The sequence below is a fragment of the Aeromonas sanarellii genome, assembly GCF_000820085.1.
GTDB lineage: Bacteria > Pseudomonadota > Gammaproteobacteria > Enterobacterales > Aeromonadaceae > Aeromonas > Aeromonas sanarellii.
In genome coordinates this window covers 1-15,113 of sequence record NZ_CDBN01000060.1, presented here as the reverse complement: position 1 = coordinate 15,113, position 15,113 = coordinate 1, and the positions used below count along the sequence as shown (strand labels likewise).

At 65.4% G+C, this 15,113-nt stretch carries 13 protein-coding genes; 10 read left to right on the top strand and 3 right to left on the bottom strand.

Going from position 1 to position 15,113, the window contains the following annotated elements; all coding sequences use genetic code 11:
• The 5 genes from BN1132_RS12120 to BN1132_RS12100 form a co-directional block, all read left to right on the top strand.
• Positions 1-685 (top strand): biotin/lipoyl-containing protein (locus BN1132_RS12120; RefSeq protein ID WP_042077845.1); only part of this gene is annotated, 685 nt, incomplete at its 5' end.
• Positions 682-1,644 carry a hydroxymethylglutaryl-CoA lyase gene (locus BN1132_RS12115; RefSeq protein ID WP_042077843.1) on the top strand — a complete coding sequence of 321 codons (963 nt, stop codon included), beginning with the start codon at positions 682-684 and terminating at the stop codon, positions 1,642-1,644. The genes BN1132_RS12120 and BN1132_RS12115, both read left to right, overlap by 4 nt.
• Positions 1,634-2,062, top strand: coding sequence for a MerR family transcriptional regulator (locus BN1132_RS12110; protein ID WP_042077842.1), 429 nt, complete (start codon positions 1,634-1,636; stop codon positions 2,060-2,062). Before BN1132_RS12115 ends, BN1132_RS12110 begins: the two co-directional genes overlap by 11 nt.
• Positions 2,063-2,266: 204 nt before the next feature.
• Positions 2,267-5,167, top strand: a complete 2,901-nt coding sequence (locus tag BN1132_RS12105; protein WP_209428971.1) for a DUF748 domain-containing protein — start codon at positions 2,267-2,269, stop codon at positions 5,165-5,167.
• Between the two features lie 576 nt (positions 5,168-5,743).
• Entirely contained in the window at positions 5,744-6,340 is a 597-nt protein-coding gene (locus BN1132_RS12100) for an acetate uptake transporter (protein ID WP_042077841.1), read from the top strand.
• 90 nt (positions 6,341-6,430) lie between these two features.
• Here BN1132_RS12100 and BN1132_RS12095 read toward each other — a convergent pair whose 3' ends face one another.
• Together BN1132_RS12095 and BN1132_RS12090 are read right to left on the bottom strand one after the other, a co-directional pair.
• A complete protein-coding gene (locus tag BN1132_RS12095) occupies positions 6,431-7,240 on the bottom strand; it encodes a M90 family metallopeptidase (protein ID WP_042077840.1) in 810 nt (269 codons plus the stop codon).
• A gap of 18 nt (positions 7,241-7,258) precedes the next feature.
• A complete protein-coding gene (locus BN1132_RS12090; RefSeq protein WP_042077839.1) occupies positions 7,259-7,690 on the bottom strand; it encodes a GNAT family N-acetyltransferase in 432 nt (143 codons plus the stop codon).
• Between the two features lie 309 nt (positions 7,691-7,999).
• On the opposite strand from BN1132_RS12090, the gene BN1132_RS12085 reads away from it, so the two are divergent.
• Positions 8,000-9,493 (top strand): alanine/glycine:cation symporter family protein, encoded by a 1,494-nt coding sequence (locus BN1132_RS12085; protein WP_042077838.1) that lies wholly within the window; start codon positions 8,000-8,002, stop codon positions 9,491-9,493.
• A 90-nt stretch (positions 9,494-9,583) separates the two neighbouring features.
• On the opposite strand, the gene BN1132_RS12080 is transcribed toward BN1132_RS12085, so the two are convergent.
• Positions 9,584-10,390, bottom strand: coding sequence for a crotonase/enoyl-CoA hydratase family protein (locus BN1132_RS12080; protein WP_042077837.1), 807 nt, complete (start codon positions 10,388-10,390; stop codon positions 9,584-9,586).
• Between the two features lie 158 nt (positions 10,391-10,548).
• Between BN1132_RS12080 and BN1132_RS12075 the strand changes: the two genes are divergently transcribed.
• The 4 genes from BN1132_RS12075 to BN1132_RS12060 all read left to right on the top strand — a co-directional run bounded on the left by BN1132_RS12075 (position 10,549) and on the right by BN1132_RS12060 (position 15,038).
• The gene (locus tag BN1132_RS12075) at positions 10,549-12,336 is read left to right on the top strand and encodes a putative nucleotidyltransferase substrate binding domain-containing protein (protein ID WP_042077836.1); all 1,788 of its coding nucleotides are present in this window, start codon (positions 10,549-10,551) and stop codon (positions 12,334-12,336) included.
• Between the two features lie 2 nt (positions 12,337-12,338).
• Positions 12,339-12,965, top strand: coding sequence for a 3'-5' exonuclease (locus BN1132_RS12070; RefSeq protein ID WP_042077835.1), 627 nt, complete (start codon positions 12,339-12,341; stop codon positions 12,963-12,965).
• Between the two features lie 109 nt (positions 12,966-13,074).
• Positions 13,075-13,386 carry a DUF485 domain-containing protein gene (locus BN1132_RS12065; protein WP_042077834.1) on the top strand — a complete coding sequence of 104 codons (312 nt, stop codon included), beginning with the start codon at positions 13,075-13,077 and terminating at the stop codon, positions 13,384-13,386.
• Complete coding sequence (locus BN1132_RS12060) at positions 13,383-15,038, top strand: cation acetate symporter (protein WP_042077833.1); 1,656 nt, start codon at positions 13,383-13,385, stop codon at positions 15,036-15,038. The genes BN1132_RS12065 and BN1132_RS12060 overlap by 4 nt, the downstream gene beginning before the upstream one ends.
• Positions 15,039-15,113 lie beyond the last annotated feature (75 nt).

The following is a 15,113-nucleotide window of genomic DNA, read 5'->3' as shown; positions in this document are numbered from 1 at the left end:
GTGCGAGGATCCCGAGGTGCTGCAGATGGGCCACCACACCCAGTGGCCCATCCCCACCGCCCCCCTGACCATCCCGGCGCTCGCCTGGCCCCTGGCCACCCTCTGGCTCGCCAGTCGCCCCGGTCCCTCCCCCTGGCAGCAGGCCCCCGGCTTTCGACTGGGGCAGGCCGGCAGCCTGACGGCGGCGGTGCGCATCGGCGACGAGGCCAGGGTGCTGACCCTGCGCGCCCTGCCCGGCCGCATCGAGTGGCAGGGGGAGAGCATCCACTATGCCCTCGGTCAGGATCACATCCGCCTGCGACGAGGCGATGGCTGGCTACGCTGCCCCGTCAACGAGCTGGCCGACGGGGCCTTCGTGCTGCAGCTGGATGGCCGGCGCCTGCGCGTTGACGAAGACGATCAGCAGCACAGGCCGCACCATGATCACGACCACCCCAGGGGCGCCGTTGCCCCTATGCACGGCATCATAGTGGCGATCCTGGTCGAGGCCGGGCAGGCCGTCACCCGGGGCCAGCCCCTGCTGGTGCTGGAAGCCATGAAGATGGAGCACGTCCTGAAAGCGGACAAGGACGGGGTAGTCGCCGCCCTGCCCTGTCGCCAGGGGGATCAGGTGAGCCAGGGCACCCTGCTGGTGCACTTCGCCACCGATCATGACGAGACAGACGAGCAGGGAGAGGCGCCATGAACAAGGAGATCCACTCTCCCGTCGATCGGGTCAGCCTGGTGGAGATGGGGCCGAGGGACGGCCTGCAAAACGAGGCTCGCATGCTGTCGCTGGCCCAGCGGCGGGCCTTCGTCGAGCGCCTCGTGGCGTGTGGCCTGCAGCGCATCGAGGTGGGGGCCTTCGTCTCCCCGAAACGGGTGCCCCAGATGGCAGACTCCGCCGCCCTGCTCGAGGCGTTGCCGCGCAAGGGCGCCACCCGTTACGGCGCCCTGGTGCCCAACCTGCAGGGCCTGCAGGGGGCCATCCAGGCCAGGGTCGACGAGATCGGCCTCTTCACCGCCTGCTCGGACGGCTTTACCCGGGCCAACATCGGCATCGGCGTGGAGGAGTCCCTGGTGCGTTTCGCCCCTCTGGTGCAGGAGGCACGCCGCCTCGGCATCAAGGTGAGAGGCTATCTTTCCACCGTCATCGCCTGCCCCTATGAGGGACCGACCAAGCCCAAGCGGGTCGCAGCCCTGGCCGAGCGCCTGCTGGATCTCGGCTGTCACGAGATCTCCCTTGGCGACACCATAGGCGTCGGGACCCCGGGCACCGTCGTCCCCATGCTGGACGCCGTGCTGCACGAGGTGCCGGCCGGGCGCCTCGCGGTGCACTTCCACGACACCTATGGCCAGGGGCTGGCCAACCTGCTGCCGGCGCTCGAGCGCGGCATCCGCACCATAGACTGCTCGGTGGCCGGGCTCGGTGGCTGCCCTTATGCACCCGGCGCCTCGGGCAACGTCGCCTCGGAGGAGGTGGTCTATCTGCTGCACGGCCTTGGCATGCACACCGGGGTGAACCTGGAGGCGCTGGCGGCCACCGGCCAGTGGGTGAGCGAGCAGCTCGGTCGCCCCAACGGCTCCCGGGTCGGCCAGGCCCTGCACGCCAGGGCCCGCCACCCTGCCGCTGAGACAACGCAAGGAGATCACCATGCCGAATAACGTCATGAGGACCGGCGGCTTCGGCGGCAAGGAGAGAACCTACAGCATCTCGGAGCTCGCCCAGGAGTTCGACATCACCCCGCGCACCATCCGCTACTACGAGGACGAGGGGCTGATCACCCCGGCCCGGGAGGGGCAGACCCGCATCTACAGCCACAAGGACAGGATCCGCCTCAAGCTCACCCTGCGGGGCAAGCGGCTGGGGTTCAGCCTCGCGGAGATCCGCGAGCTGTTCGACATGTACGACACCGACCGCTCGAGCCGGATGCAGCTGCACTCCATGATCCAGCTCATCGAGGCGAGGCGCCACTCCCTGCGCCAGCAGCTGGAAGACATCCAGATGGTGATGGCCGAGCTCGATGCCGCCGAGCAGCGCTGCATCCACTCCCTCGATGGCTTGAAAACGGACGCGGATTGACCGAATCTGGGGGCATATCGCCCCCGGAGTCCCCCATGCCACAGATGCGCCCCAGGTACAGGCCGACAGCCCCGGCAGGAGTGGCTCTGTGCCCCTTGCTCAACATGGTGCTCAACATTTGTGCCATCCCGGTCAGAGTACGGCGCAACCCATGAGCCCCAGCCATGATCCCCTCTCGATTACTTGCTACCATATGCGCATCAAATGGAGACCATCATGCTCAAGCCCCTCCCTGCTCGTCTGCTGCGCTATGCCTTCTACCTCTGCGCCGGCCTGCTCGTCTGCGTCACCCTGCTGCTCTGGCAAGCCCCCAACCTGATCCAGAGTCACCTGCCCGGCTGGCTCGCCACCCACTACGGTCTGCACCTCGCCCTGGGAGAAATAAAGGTAGGGCTGCGCTCCCCCTCCCTCACCCTGGGCCCCAGCGCCCTGCTTGATGAGCAACAAAAGACCCTGGTGTCGTTCGACGAGCTGAAGGTCATTCCCGCCCTGAAAGAGAGCTGGCGGCAGAGGGCACTGGTACTGGAGGAGGTCACCCTAACCGCCCCCAGGGCAGATCTGGTGCGCCTGGACGATCTCAAGGGGGAGGTGCGCTTCAACCTGACCGAGGCCCTGGCCTCCCTGCTCACGCCTTCGCAGGTGCAGACGCCGCCATCCGCCACCGAGCCCCTGCCGGTGCGCATCGGCAAGCTGTCGGTTGAACAGGGTCGGCTCAGCTACCGGGACAGCCGCAAGCAGAGCAGCCCGGGCTGGGTGCCCCCCCTCGCCCTTGCCGACCTCGGTCTGCAGGTGCCCGGTTTTTCCAGCGCCGCGGGCGCCCTCACCCCCTATCGACTCCGGGCCACCCTCAACGAGAGGAGCCCCCTCAAGGCCAAAGGCGAGCTCGACCTCCTGACCGGCGCCGGCAAGGGCCGACTCAGCCTCGGCAAGGTGGCTATCGCCCCCTTTGCCCCGCTCTGGGCGCCCTACGTCAGGGCCAGACTGACCAAGGGAGAGGCCAGCGCCGAGCTGGACTATCGCCTCGCCCCGGGCAAGCAGGGGCTGGGGTGGCAGCTCTCCAAGGGCAGGCTGACCCTCGATGACTGGCAGCTCAAGCAGGAGAAGGGCGGCGAGTTTGCCCGCTTCAAGCAACTGGCGCTGACCGGGATCCGGGTCGATGGCAACATGCACTCCCTCGCCGTCGATGCCGTCACCCTCAAGAGCCCGGCGGTCACCGCGGTGCTCGACGACAAGCAGCAGCTGGATCTCGCTGGCCTCATCATTCCCCAGCCGGCCCCCAAGGCGGTCAAACCACCGGCCAAGCCAGCCGCCCCCTGGCGCTGGGCCCTCAAGCAGACCCGCATCGACCAGGGCCGGCTCAAGCTCACCGAGTCCAGCAGCGGCAAGCCCCTGCTGCGGGAGCTCTCCGGCCTCACGCTGGCCCTGGGCCCCCTCGGCAGCCAGCCAGACCAGGGCAGCCCCCTCACCCTCGGCACCACTTTCGACAACCACACGACGCTGGACTTTGACGGCACCCTGGGGCTGGCCCCCTTCACCCTGGACGGCACCCTCAAGCAGCAGGGGCTGCCGCTCACCCTGGCACAACCCTACCTGCAGGATCTGCTGCGCATCAGCGTGCGGGACGGCGAGCTCGCCAGCCGCATCAAGCTGGCGCTGGCCACCGATGACAAGGGGGCACTGAGCAAGCTGGAGGTCAGCGGCGGGCTCGACGTCGCCGGGCTCAACGTGCTGGATCGGGCCGACAACCAGCGCCTGCTGCAGATAGACAAGCTGCAGCTGAGCGGCCTGCACTACGACGGCCTCAGCCGGCGGGTGACGATTGCCGACATCCTGCTGAGCAAGCCCTTCGCCCGCATCGAGATCAGCGAAGAGGGGATCACCAACGTGCAGCAGTTGCTGCTGCCGCAACCGGCCGGCCAGGAGAGCGCCCCAGCCCCACGCATCCTCATCGATCAGGTGCGCACCGAGCAGGGCAACCTGCGCTTCGCCGATCGCAGCCTGAGCCCGGAGTTCGTGGTGGACATCGCCTCCCTCGAGGGTCAGAGCCGCCACATCAGCAACACGCCGGGACAGCGCTCCGAGCTCGCCTTCCACGGCAAGGTGGACAGGTATGCCCCCGTCACCATCCGGGGGGGCGCCAACCTGCTCATCGCCGAGCCCGTGCTCGACGTGGCCGTGGCCTTCAACAACCTGGAGCTCACCACCTTCACCCCCTACTCCAGCACCTATGCGGGCTACGCCATCGACAAGGGCCAGCTCTCCATGAGGCTCAACTACAAGCTGCAGGGCAACCGGCTGGAGGGGGACAACGACATCACCATCAAGAAGCTGCAACTCGGGGAGAAGGTGAAGAGCGAGCAGGCCAGGGATCTGCCCCTGGGCCTCGCCATCGCGTTGCTGAGCGATGCCAGCGGCGTCATCAAGATGAACCTCAAGGTGAAGGGCAACCTGGATCAGCCGGATTTCAGCCTGGGCAACATCTTCTGGGACGTGCTCGGCAACACCCTCGGCAAGGCCATCACCTCCCCCTTCTCCCTGCTGGCCTCCCTGACGGGCGGCACCCAGGATCTCGACGAACTCCCCTTCCTGCCCGGCGATCCCGCCCTGACCCCGACCCTGCAGACCAAGCTCGCCACCCTGGCCAAGGCCCTCAAAGACAGGCCCAGGCTCAGCATGAACATCCGCGGCAAGGTCAACTTCAACGAGGAGCGGCCCATACTGCAGCGCCAGAAGCTCGAGCGGGCGCTGGCCAAGATCACCGGCAGCCCGGTGGACCTGACGCAGCTGGAGCAGGATCCCGCCATGCAGTCGGCACTGGCCCAGGCCTATGAGGGCAAGTTCAACGAAGACCTCGGGGATCTGGCCGACAGGTTGCAGCTCGAGGAAGGGAGCGAGGCCCTGCACGCCCGGGCGGTGCTCCTGCTGCGGGATCAGCAGCTCATCACCGCCAAGTCCCTGCGCAACCTCGCCATGCGCCGCGCCCAGAACACCAAGGAGTATCTGGTGGACACCCAGGGCATAGCGCCGGAGCGCCTCTTCGTGCTCGACAGCCAGGTGAAGGAGACGGACAAGGAGGCCAAGGTCGTGCTGACCCTGGACGACTGACACAAAAAGGGGAGCCACAGTGGCTCCCCTTTTTGTGGTCGGGCACGTTAGCCTTGGTTACGCCCCACCCGTTCGACGCTTGGCGCCACTCCCTTTCTTTACTGGCGGCCACGCCCCTTCCCCACAGCCGCTGTTCGGCCTTTCCCCTCCCTTAACCCCCTCGCAAGGGTTCTCCCGTCCGCCTCCGAGTGGCCGACAGAAAAGGGCATGCCGGTTGTCTGGGAGTCGAGGTGAGAGAAATGGTGGTAAACATCTCTTGTCTGATGGCATATCAGATGTTTTTTTGTACCAAACCCTGCTTATACCCAAGTCCCGCAACGCCCGTTCGCTGCCAGCAGGGTCACTGCCCCATTCGTTACCCAGTTTCATTTTCGACGTCAAAAACACAAAAATGCAACGAAGAAAACGTTATTCATTCACGTGTTGCCTACCTGAATCGCACGAATGGTTAGCTGCGTAAAATTTCGTGTCATTTTTTTACCGTTTCAGCCCTTCCCCCCCTTGCCCGGGACCAAGAGCCTGCCTAAAATCGCGCGTCTTTTATCAACCCCCACCTCTATTGTTGGAGAACACCACGTGAGCGAAAAATTGGCCAACCCTGCCCCTCTGGGTCTGATGGGTTTCGGTATGACCACCATTCTGCTGAACATCCATAACGCAGGTTTCTTCCCCATCAGCGCCATGATCCTGGCCATGGGCCTGTGCTATGGCGGTCTGGCCCAGATCATCGCCGGCATCATGGAGTTCAAGCGTGGCAACACCTTCGGTGTCACCGCCTTCATCTCCTACGGTACCTTCTGGTGGAGCCTGGTGTTCCTGCTGGTGATGCCGACCATGGGTCTGGCCGAAGCCACTCCCCACGCCTACATGGGCTGGTACCTGCTGATGTGGGGCATGTTCACCCTGTTCATGCTGATCGGCACCGTCAACTTCCCGCGCGTGAAGCAGTTCGTGTTCGCCTCCCTGACCGTGCTGTTCTTCCTGCTGGCCGCCCGTGACTTCACCGGCAGCACCCTGATCGGCACCATCGCCGGTTTCGAAGGCATCATCTGCGGTGCCAGCGCCATCTACCTGGCCATGGCCACCGTGCTGAACGAGCAGTTCGGCCGTACCGTGCTGCCCATCGGCGATCACAAGAAGGCCGCCGCCGTCCAGCTGAAAGCCGCTGCCTAAGTCTGCCGCTGTCATTGCTGTCACGAAAAAGGCACCCCGCGGGGTGCCTTTTCGTTTTTGCTGGTTTGGCCATGCCAGGGGATCTCCCAACTAGCCGCGAGGCTCAGCCTCCCCCGCCAGCAGCCGGGTGGCCGGGAAGCGCGTGGCAGGCTCCTGGCCGTAGAAACGGCAGAACTGCTCATACACCGCCGGATAGACGTCGCGCAGGCGCAGCGGCTCGGTGAAGAAGCTTTCGCTGCACACCGCGAAGAACTCGGCGGGGTGCGAAGCCGCATAGGGATCGATCTCGGTCACCTCCCCCCTGGCCAGCTGGTCGTTCATCTCGTCGAATGCGCTTTGCAGCGCCCGGGTCCATTGGCGCGGATCCATGCCGCCCGGCAGCGGCGGCGCTCCGTCCGCCGCCCCCCCCAGCATGTCGAGCTTGTGGGCGAGCTCGTGGATCACCAGGTTGAAGCCATCCCAGTCCCCGTCCTGCTGCAGCTCGCTCCAGGCCAACACCAGGGGGCCCTGGGGCCAGGATTCACCGGCGTTCTCCTCTTCAACCTCGCTCACCAGACCGAACTCGTCCTGCACCTCCTGCCGGCGGGTGACGGGCTCCGGGATGATGATCACCTCGTGAAAACCGCGATACCACTCCAACCCCAGGTGCAGGATGGGCAGCACCGCCTGCAGGGCCAGTACACCCTGCTGCCGGGGGCTCAGCTCGACCCCTATCTGGGTGAGCGTCTTGCGCGCAAGGAAGTGGCGCGCCAATTCAATCAGAGTCTGCTCCTCCTCGCCGGAGAAACCCTGCAGGATGGGCACAGCCGCCAGGGCCTGCCGCCACTCCAGCTCCCCCGGGAGCGCACGCTCGATGGGGGAGGCACGCCCAAACACCTCTTTCAACCTGGACCAGAACACAGGGACTCCTCTTGCCAATCAGACAGCTTTCACGAAGCGCTTCGGGCGCTCGCAATAGCCTTGCGCCAGATAGAAACGGTGTGCCCCCTCGCGCTTGAGGCTGCTGGAGAGCTCCAGCTGGCAGCACCCCAGATCACGGGCCCGCCGTTCGGCCGCCGCCAGCAACCGAGCACCGATACCGCCTCCCCTTGCACCCTCATCGACAACCAGCGCCGAGATCAGGCCCCAGGCTGGTGCAAGGTGCACGGGGTGCAGGCGGTGCCACACCAGCACACCCACCATGCCACCCCGCTGACATGCCACCAGCACCTCCCGGGCCGGATCGGGCTCGGCCAGGCGCGCGGCCACCTCGCCGTCAGGGTTCGGGTAGCCCAGCTGGGCAAACAGTCCCGACAACGCGGCCCCATCCCCCCGTTCGGCAGGGCGAATGGTGCACTCCTGTTCCGTCATTGCCACTCATGGCCTCCTATTTGCATTATGCCCCTTGGCCCCAGGACATGAAAAAGGTGTAGATGATGGGTAAGTACCGAATCTTGTCCAGTTCCATTCATCGTTTGTTAATGTCAATTCACAAATTAACAAAGTGACAACACATTTCACTAGGAAGGGCCTGTACAAACCGATATGTTAAATCCCGCGGACCAAGCAGTGGAAAGTCCTGCCCAATGCTGAGTGACCCCCTTGGTCACCGTCTATTTCAATGTTAAGGGAGCGAGGCACAGACCTCGCCAAGACAGCGCAACAAAGGAGTTGTTGTACATGAATGAGATCGTCAATGCCATCAATGGCGTGATTTGGAGCCCAGCGCTCATCTATCTGTGCCTGGGGGTAGGCCTCTACTTCTCCCTGCGCAGCCGCTTTTTGCAACTGCGCCACATCAAGGAGATGATTCGCCTGATGTTCGATGGCAAGAGCACGGATGCGGGAGTCTCCTCCTTCCAGGCCCTGGCCATGACCCTGGCCGGTCGCGTCGGTACCGGCAACATCGCCGGTGTCGCCACCGCCATCACCTTCGGCGGTCCGGGTGCCCTGTTCTGGATGTGGATGGTCGCCTTCCTCGGTGCCAGCTCCGCCTTCGTGGAGTCCACCCTGGGCCAGGTCTACAAGGAGAAGATCAACGGTGAATACCGCGGCGGCCCGGCCTTCTACATCGAGAAGGGGCTCGGCATGAAGTGGTACGCCTGGACCTTCGCCATCGCCACCATCTTCGCCTGCGGCGTGCTGCTGCCGGGCGTACAGGCGAACTCCATCGGCTCCAGCCTGCAGACCGCCTTTGCCATCGATCCCAACGTGACCGCCGCCGGTCTCGCCCTGCTGCTCGGCTTCATCATCTTCGGCGGCGTCAAGCGCATCGCCAACTTCGCCAGCACAGTGGTGCCCTTCATGGCGCTCGGCTACATCATCGTCGCCTGCGTCATCATCGCCCTGAACATCGGCCAGCTGCCAGGCGTGATCCTGCTGATCTGGAAGAGCGCCTTCGGGATGGAAGCCGGCTTCGGTGCCATTCTGGGCCTGGCCATCATGTGGGGCGTCAAGCGCGGCGTCTACTCCAACGAAGCCGCCCAGGGCACGGGTCCGCACGCCTCCTCCGCCGCCGCGGTGAGCCACCCGGCCAAGCAGGGTCTGGTGCAGGCGTTCTCCGTCTACATCGACACCCTGTTCGTCTGCTCCGCCACCGGCTTCATGCTGCTCATCACCGGCCTGTACAACGTGCAGGGTCCGGACGGTGCCGCCCTCTACACCGGCATCGCCGGCGTGGCCGCCGGCCCGGGCTATGTGCAGACCGCCATGGAGAGCATGATGCCGGGCTTTGGCAACTACTTCGTCGCCATCGCGCTGTTCTTCTTCGCGTTCACCACCATAGTGGCCTACTACTACATCGCCGAGACCAACATCGCCTACATCAACCGCAAGATCAACCGCCCCTGGCTCACCTTCCTGCTGAAGCTGGCCCTGATGGCCTCCACCGTCTACGGCACCGTCAAGACCGCCGAGCTGGCCTGGGGTCTGGGTGACATCGGGGTCGGTCTGATGGCCTGGCTCAACATCGGCGCCATCCTGCTGCTGCAAAAGCCCGCCTTCGCCTGCCTGAAGGACTACGAGGCCCAGAAGGCCCTGGGGCTGGATCCCGTGTTCCATCCGGAGAAACTCGGCATCAAGAACGCCGACTACTGGACCGGCCGCCGCTCGGAGCAGAACCTGGAGCAGGAGCAATCCGGCCACCCGTTCGAGCCGGATCGCGAACCCACCTGATCCTGTGATCCGCAAGCAGATAAAAATGGCAGCCTCGGCTGCCATTTTTTTTGATCCATTTTGATTGGGCCAGACGGGTGAGCCAACCGCTCAGAGGGCGTTGCGCCTGGGGCCGAACGGCAGGCGCCAGCGCAGCAGGCTGTTGAGGGTGGCCCGCCACTGGTTCGGACGCCCCAGGATCTGCCTCTGCAGCCGGGTCTCCTCTTGCAGCATGGCCTCGTCACTGCGGGCCCAGGCCTGGGTGTAGAGCTGCTTGATCCCCGCCAGCGCATCCGGCGACTTGGTGATGAGGGTCCTGGCGAATGCCCGTGCCTCCTCCAGGGGGTCAGTGCAGACCCGGCTCACCAGCCCCAGGCTCTTGGCCTCCGCCGCCTCCAGCTCGCGGCCGCTCATGGCCAGCTCCATGGCGGTGTCTATCCCCATCAGGTTGCGCAGGGTGACGCTGCCGCTCATGTCGGGGATGATGCCCCACTTGATCTCCATCACCGAGAAGCGGCAATCGGGGGTGCTGAAGCGAAAGTCGGCGCCCAGCGCGATCTGCAGGCCGCCACCGAAGCAGACCCCCTGAGTCACCGCGATCACCGGCACCGGCAGCTGGTGCCAGCCATAGGCGACCCGCTGGGCCAGGTTGGTCGCCTCGTCCGCCTCGCGCTTGAGGATCTCGAGCGCCGCCACCGGCTGTCTCAGCATGGATTTCACATCCAGCCCGGCGCAGAAGGCCCGCCCCTCCCCGTGCAGGATCACCGCCCTCAGCCCCTTCTGCCGCGACACCTGGCCCAGCACCTCGTCGATGGCGTCAAACATGGCCCGATCCAGCGCGTTGAGCTTGTCACCCCGGGTCAGCATCACCTCGGCGATACCGTCCTGAAACCCCCATTTGACCCTTGGCTTGTCCATTTCCGTCCTCGTCCTCTCATTCAACTGGTCATACCACAACGTTACCAGAGTGTTACCGGCAGGTACAGGGAGGCGACCCCGGGTCTGCGACTAAAGTCGGCTGGCCTCGGCCCTGTCCCTTTGCCAGACTGGCCCCATGCTCACGGCGGAGAGTCGTCATGTCACTTCTGTTCAATTTTTCCCGCCCGCCGTTCGACTGCCTGGACGAGGCGGCCCGCCAGCGGCTCGGCCAGCGGCTCAGCATCTGCTACTTTCGCGCCGGCCAGACGGTGCAGAGCCCGGGGGACGAGCCCGAGGGCCTCTATCTCATCATCAAGGGGGCCGTGGAGGAGTCTGCCCCCCATCAGACGTTCGGCGACTACGGCGAGGGGGACATGTTCGACGTCAGGGCCCAGTTCGACGGTCGCTGCCGCCACCGCTTCGCCGCCCTGGAAGACACCCTCTGCCAGCTCGTTCCCCGCCCAGACTTCCTGGCGCTGTGCGACCTGCATCCCGACATCGCCCACTACTTCACCGCCACCCTGGCGGAACGCCAGCGGGAGCAGGAGCGCCGCGGCCAGCTCGGGCAACAGAACCTGGCGGAGTTCATCCTGACGCGGATAGGCCCCGGGCATCTGCAGCCGGCCCTGCAACTGGACAGCCAGACCAGCCTGCTGGCCGCGACCGAGGCCATGGTGGCCCGGGGAACGGACTGCCTGCTCTACCCCGCCGCCGATGGCAGCCTGAGCCTCGCCACCCGCAAGACCCTGCTCCATGCGCTGACCCTCAAGGGACTGCCGCTCACGGCGCCGCTCGCGGTGCTGACCCCCGCCCCCCTGATCGGCCTGGCCCAGGGCAGCTATCTGTTCGACGCCCTGCTGCTGATGACCCGCCACCGCATAAAGCGCCTGGTCATCTGGCAGGGGCAGGAGGTGGCAGGCATACTGCACCTGACCCAGGTGCTGGGGCTCTTCTCCGCCCACTCCCACGTGCTGACCCTGCGCATCGCCCGGGCCGACAGCCCCGCCGCCCTCGAGGCGGTGGCCCGGGAGCAGCAGCAGCTCACCCGCTCCCTGTTTGCCCAGGGGATCCACACCCTCTTTCTGATGAAGCTCATCGCCACCATCAACGAACAGCTGATCGCCAAGGCCTTCGCCCTGGTGATCCCCCCCGAGGTGCAGGAGAAGGTCTGTCTGCTGATGCTGGGCTCGGAGGGGCGCGGCGAACAGATCCAGAAAACCGATCAGGACAACGCCCTGATCCTGCCAGAGGGCCTGACATGGCCCGCACGGGAGGCGGATCTGGCCGCCTTCAGCGACCTGCTGGCACGGCTCGGCTACCCTCCCTGTCCGGGGCATGTCATGGTCAGCAACCCGGCCTGGGTGAAGGGGGCGCAGCAGTGGCAGGCGCAGATCGAGCTGGCCTGCGCCCGGGCCGACGAGGACGATCTGCTGTGGCTCGCCACCCTGGCCGATGCCCAGGCCATCATGGGGGATCGCCCCCTGCTCGCCCCCGTCGCCCGCCACCTGAGAGCCTGCCTGGCCGACAGGCCGGATCTGCTGGCGGAGATGGCGCGGGCGGCGGTGGCCTTTCACACCCCCCTCACCCTGTTTGGCCGGCTGGAGCAGGATCCCGAAGGGCTGGATCTCAAGCGGGGCGGCCTCTTCCCCCTGGTGCACGGTGTGCGGGTGCTCTCCCTGGAGGCGGGCGTGCTGGAGACCTCGACCCTGGGGCGCATCGACGCCCTGGTGGCCCAGGGGCGCCTCAGCAGCGACTACGGCGCCAATCTGGCGGAGGCCTTTCGACTGTTTATGCGGCTTCGGTTGCGCAGCCAGTTGCAGGAGGGGGACGGGCGGGTACACGTGGCCGGGCTCGGCCACACCGAGCGGGATCTGCTGCGCCATGCCCTGCACCAGGTGAAGAAGTTCCAGCAGTGGCTCACCTTGCACTTTCGTCTGAGGCAATAGGGATGTGGGCGCACTGGCGACGCCGCTGGCAAGGCAGGGCCTTCCGGGACGGGGAGTTTGCCCCCCTCTTTGCGAGCCCTCCCGCCGACGAGTGGGTGGCGCTGGACTTCGAGACCACCAGCCTCAACCCGGCGCGGGCGGAAATAGTCTCCATCGGGGCGGTGCGCATCCGCGGCAACCGGATAGAGACAGGCGACGCCCTCAGCCTCCGGGTCCAGGCCCCCGCCAGCCTGAGCACCCAGTCTGTGGTGATCCACGGCCTGCGCCACCGGGATCTGCAACAGGGCATGACGCTGGAAGCCGCGCTGCGCCAGCTGCTCGCCTTCATCGGTCCCCGCGAACTGGTGGGTTACCATATCGCCTATGACCTGCGCATCCTCAACCTGGCGTGTCAGCGGCTGTGGGGGCTCACCCTGCCCCAGTGGGGCCTTGAGGTGAGCCGGCTCTACCACGACCAGCTCTACCGCCGTTATCCCGATGCCGCCATCGACCTGCATCTGGCTGCCATCTGCGCCCACCTGGCACTGCCCCCCCTGCCCCTTCACGACGCTCTGAGTGACGCCGCCGCCGCCGCCCTCATCTTTGTCCGCCTGCGCAATGGCGGCCCCCTGGCTTATCCCAAAGTCTAATTGTCGACAAATAACATTTAATTCACATTTTGCTTACATGAGCGGCCTGGCTGCTCGGTAGGGAACCCCCTTCATCCACCGCTGACACTCAATGTCATGGAGCACTGCAATGGAACAGCAACCGTATCTTCGGATCCAGCAAGATCCCAACTTCCAGGCTCTGGTCGCCAAGCGCCAGCGCTTTGCCTGGATCCTCTCCATCCTGATGCTGGGACTCTACCTGGCGTTCATCCTGCTCATCGCCTTCGCCCCCGGCTGGCTCGGCACCCCCTTGAGCGAAGGCTCGAGCATCACCCGCGGCATCCCGGTCGGGATTGGCCTCATCCTGTCGGCCTTCGTGCTGACCGGCGTCTATGTGTTTCGGGCCAACGGCGAGTTTGACGAGCTGAACCAGAAGATCCTCAAGGGAGTGCAATCATGAAAGGCAAGTCTCTGCTGCTGTTGACCGGTCTGGTCTCCACCCCCCTGCTGGCGGCCGATGCCCTCACCGGCGAGGTGCAACGCCAGCCCCTCAACGTCTCGGCCATCGTCATGTTCGTGGCCTTCGTGGCCGCCACCCTGTTCATCACCTACTGGGCTTCCAAGCGCAACCGCTCGGCCTCAGACTACTACGCCGCCGGCGGGCGCATCACCGGCTTCCAGAACGGTCTGGCCATCGCCGGTGACTACATGTCTGCCGCCTCCTTCCTCGGCATTTCCGCCCTGGTCTACACCTCGGGCTATGACGGCCTCATCTACTCCATCGGCTTCCTGGTGGGCTGGCCCATCATACTGTTCCTGATCGCGGAGCGGCTGCGCAACCTCGGCAAGTACACCTTCGCCGACGTGGCCTCCTACCGCCTCAAGCAGACCTCGGTGCGCAGCCTCTCCGCCTGTGGCTCCCTGGTGGTGGTCGCCCTCTACCTCATCGCCCAGATGGTCGGTGCCGGCAAGCTCATCGAGCTGCTGTTCGGCCTGCAATACCATGTGGCCGTGGTGCTGGTCGGCATCCTGATGGTGCTCTACGTGCTGTTCGGCGGCATGCTGGCCACCACCTGGGTACAGATCATCAAGGCGGTGATGCTGCTCTCCGGTGCCTCCTTCATGGCCATCATGGTGATGAAGTCCGTCAACTTCGACGTCGGCGCCCTGTTCAGCGAGGCGGTCAAGGTCCATGCCAACGGCGCCGCCATCATGAGTCCGGGCGGCCTGGTCGCCGATCCCATCTCCGCCATCTCGCTCGGGCTGGCCCTGATGTTCGGCACCGCCGGTCTGCCCCACATCCTGATGCGCTTCTTCACCGTGAGCGATGCCAAGGAAGCCCGCAAGTCGGTGTTCTACGCCACCGGCTTCATCGGGTACTTCTACATCCTCACCTTCATCATCGGTTTTGGCGCCATCCTGCTGGTCAGCACCAACCCTGACTTCAAGGACGCCACCGGCGCCCTGCTGGGCGGCACCAACATGGCGGCGGTCCACCTGGCCGATGCGGTGGGCGGCAGCCTGTTCCTGGGCTTCATCTCCGCCGTGGCCTTCGCCACCATACTGGCGGTGGTCGCCGGGCTGACCCTGGCGGGTGCCTCCGCGGTCTCCCACGACCTCTATGCCTGCGTGATCAAGCAGGGCAAGGTCAACGAAACCGACGAGCTGCGCGTCTCCAAGATGACCACGCTAGTGCTGGGGGTCGTCGCCATCGGCCTTGGCATCCTGTTCGAGAAGCAGAACATCGCCTTCATGGTGGGCCTGGCCTTTTCCATCGCGGCGAGCTGCAACTTCCCTGTGCTCTTCCTCTCCATGTTCTGGTCCCGCCTGACTACCCGCGGCGCCGTCTATGGCGGCTGGCTCGGGCTGGTGAGCGCCGTGACCCTGATGATCCTGGGTCCCACCGTGTGGGTGAAGGTACTGGGCCATGCCGAGGCTATCTTCCCCTACGAATACCCGGCGCTCTTCTCCATGGCGCTCGCCTTCGTCGGGATCTGGTTCTTCTCGGTGACCGACAAGTCCCAGAGCGCCTCCGACGAGCATGCTAAGTTCTTCCCGCAGTTCGTCCGCTCCCAGACCGGGCTCGGTGCCTCCGGCGCCTCCGCCCACTGAGGTCCCCCTCCCCCTTCCAAGCCGGCCCTGCGCCGGCTTTTTTCATGTGAGGTGCCCCTCGCCACCCCCCTGTTC

Bases quoted from the DNA above. Each gene is read 5' to 3' on its own strand.
- BN1132_RS12060 (WP_042077833.1), top strand. From the start codon at position 13,383: ATGAAAGGCAAGTCTCTGCTGCTGTTGACCGGTCTGGTCTCCACCCCC.
- BN1132_RS12090 (WP_042077839.1), bottom strand. From the start codon at position 7,690: ATGACGGAACAGGAGTGCACCATTCGCCCTGCCGAACGGGGGGATGGG.
- BN1132_RS12075 (WP_042077836.1), top strand. From the start codon at position 10,549: ATGTCACTTCTGTTCAATTTTTCCCGCCCGCCGTTCGACTGCCTGGAC.
- BN1132_RS12080 (WP_042077837.1), bottom strand. From the start codon at position 10,390: ATGGACAAGCCAAGGGTCAAATGGGGGTTTCAGGACGGTATCGCCGAG.
- BN1132_RS12065 (WP_042077834.1), top strand. From the start codon at position 13,075: ATGGAACAGCAACCGTATCTTCGGATCCAGCAAGATCCCAACTTCCAG.
- BN1132_RS12085 (WP_042077838.1), top strand. From the start codon at position 8,000: ATGAATGAGATCGTCAATGCCATCAATGGCGTGATTTGGAGCCCAGCG.
- BN1132_RS12110 (WP_042077842.1), top strand. From the start codon at position 1,634: ATGCCGAATAACGTCATGAGGACCGGCGGCTTCGGCGGCAAGGAGAGA.
- BN1132_RS12070 (WP_042077835.1), top strand. From the start codon at position 12,339: ATGTGGGCGCACTGGCGACGCCGCTGGCAAGGCAGGGCCTTCCGGGAC.
- BN1132_RS12115 (WP_042077843.1), top strand. From the start codon at position 682: ATGAACAAGGAGATCCACTCTCCCGTCGATCGGGTCAGCCTGGTGGAG.
- BN1132_RS12105 (WP_209428971.1), top strand. From the start codon at position 2,267: ATGGAGACCATCATGCTCAAGCCCCTCCCTGCTCGTCTGCTGCGCTAT.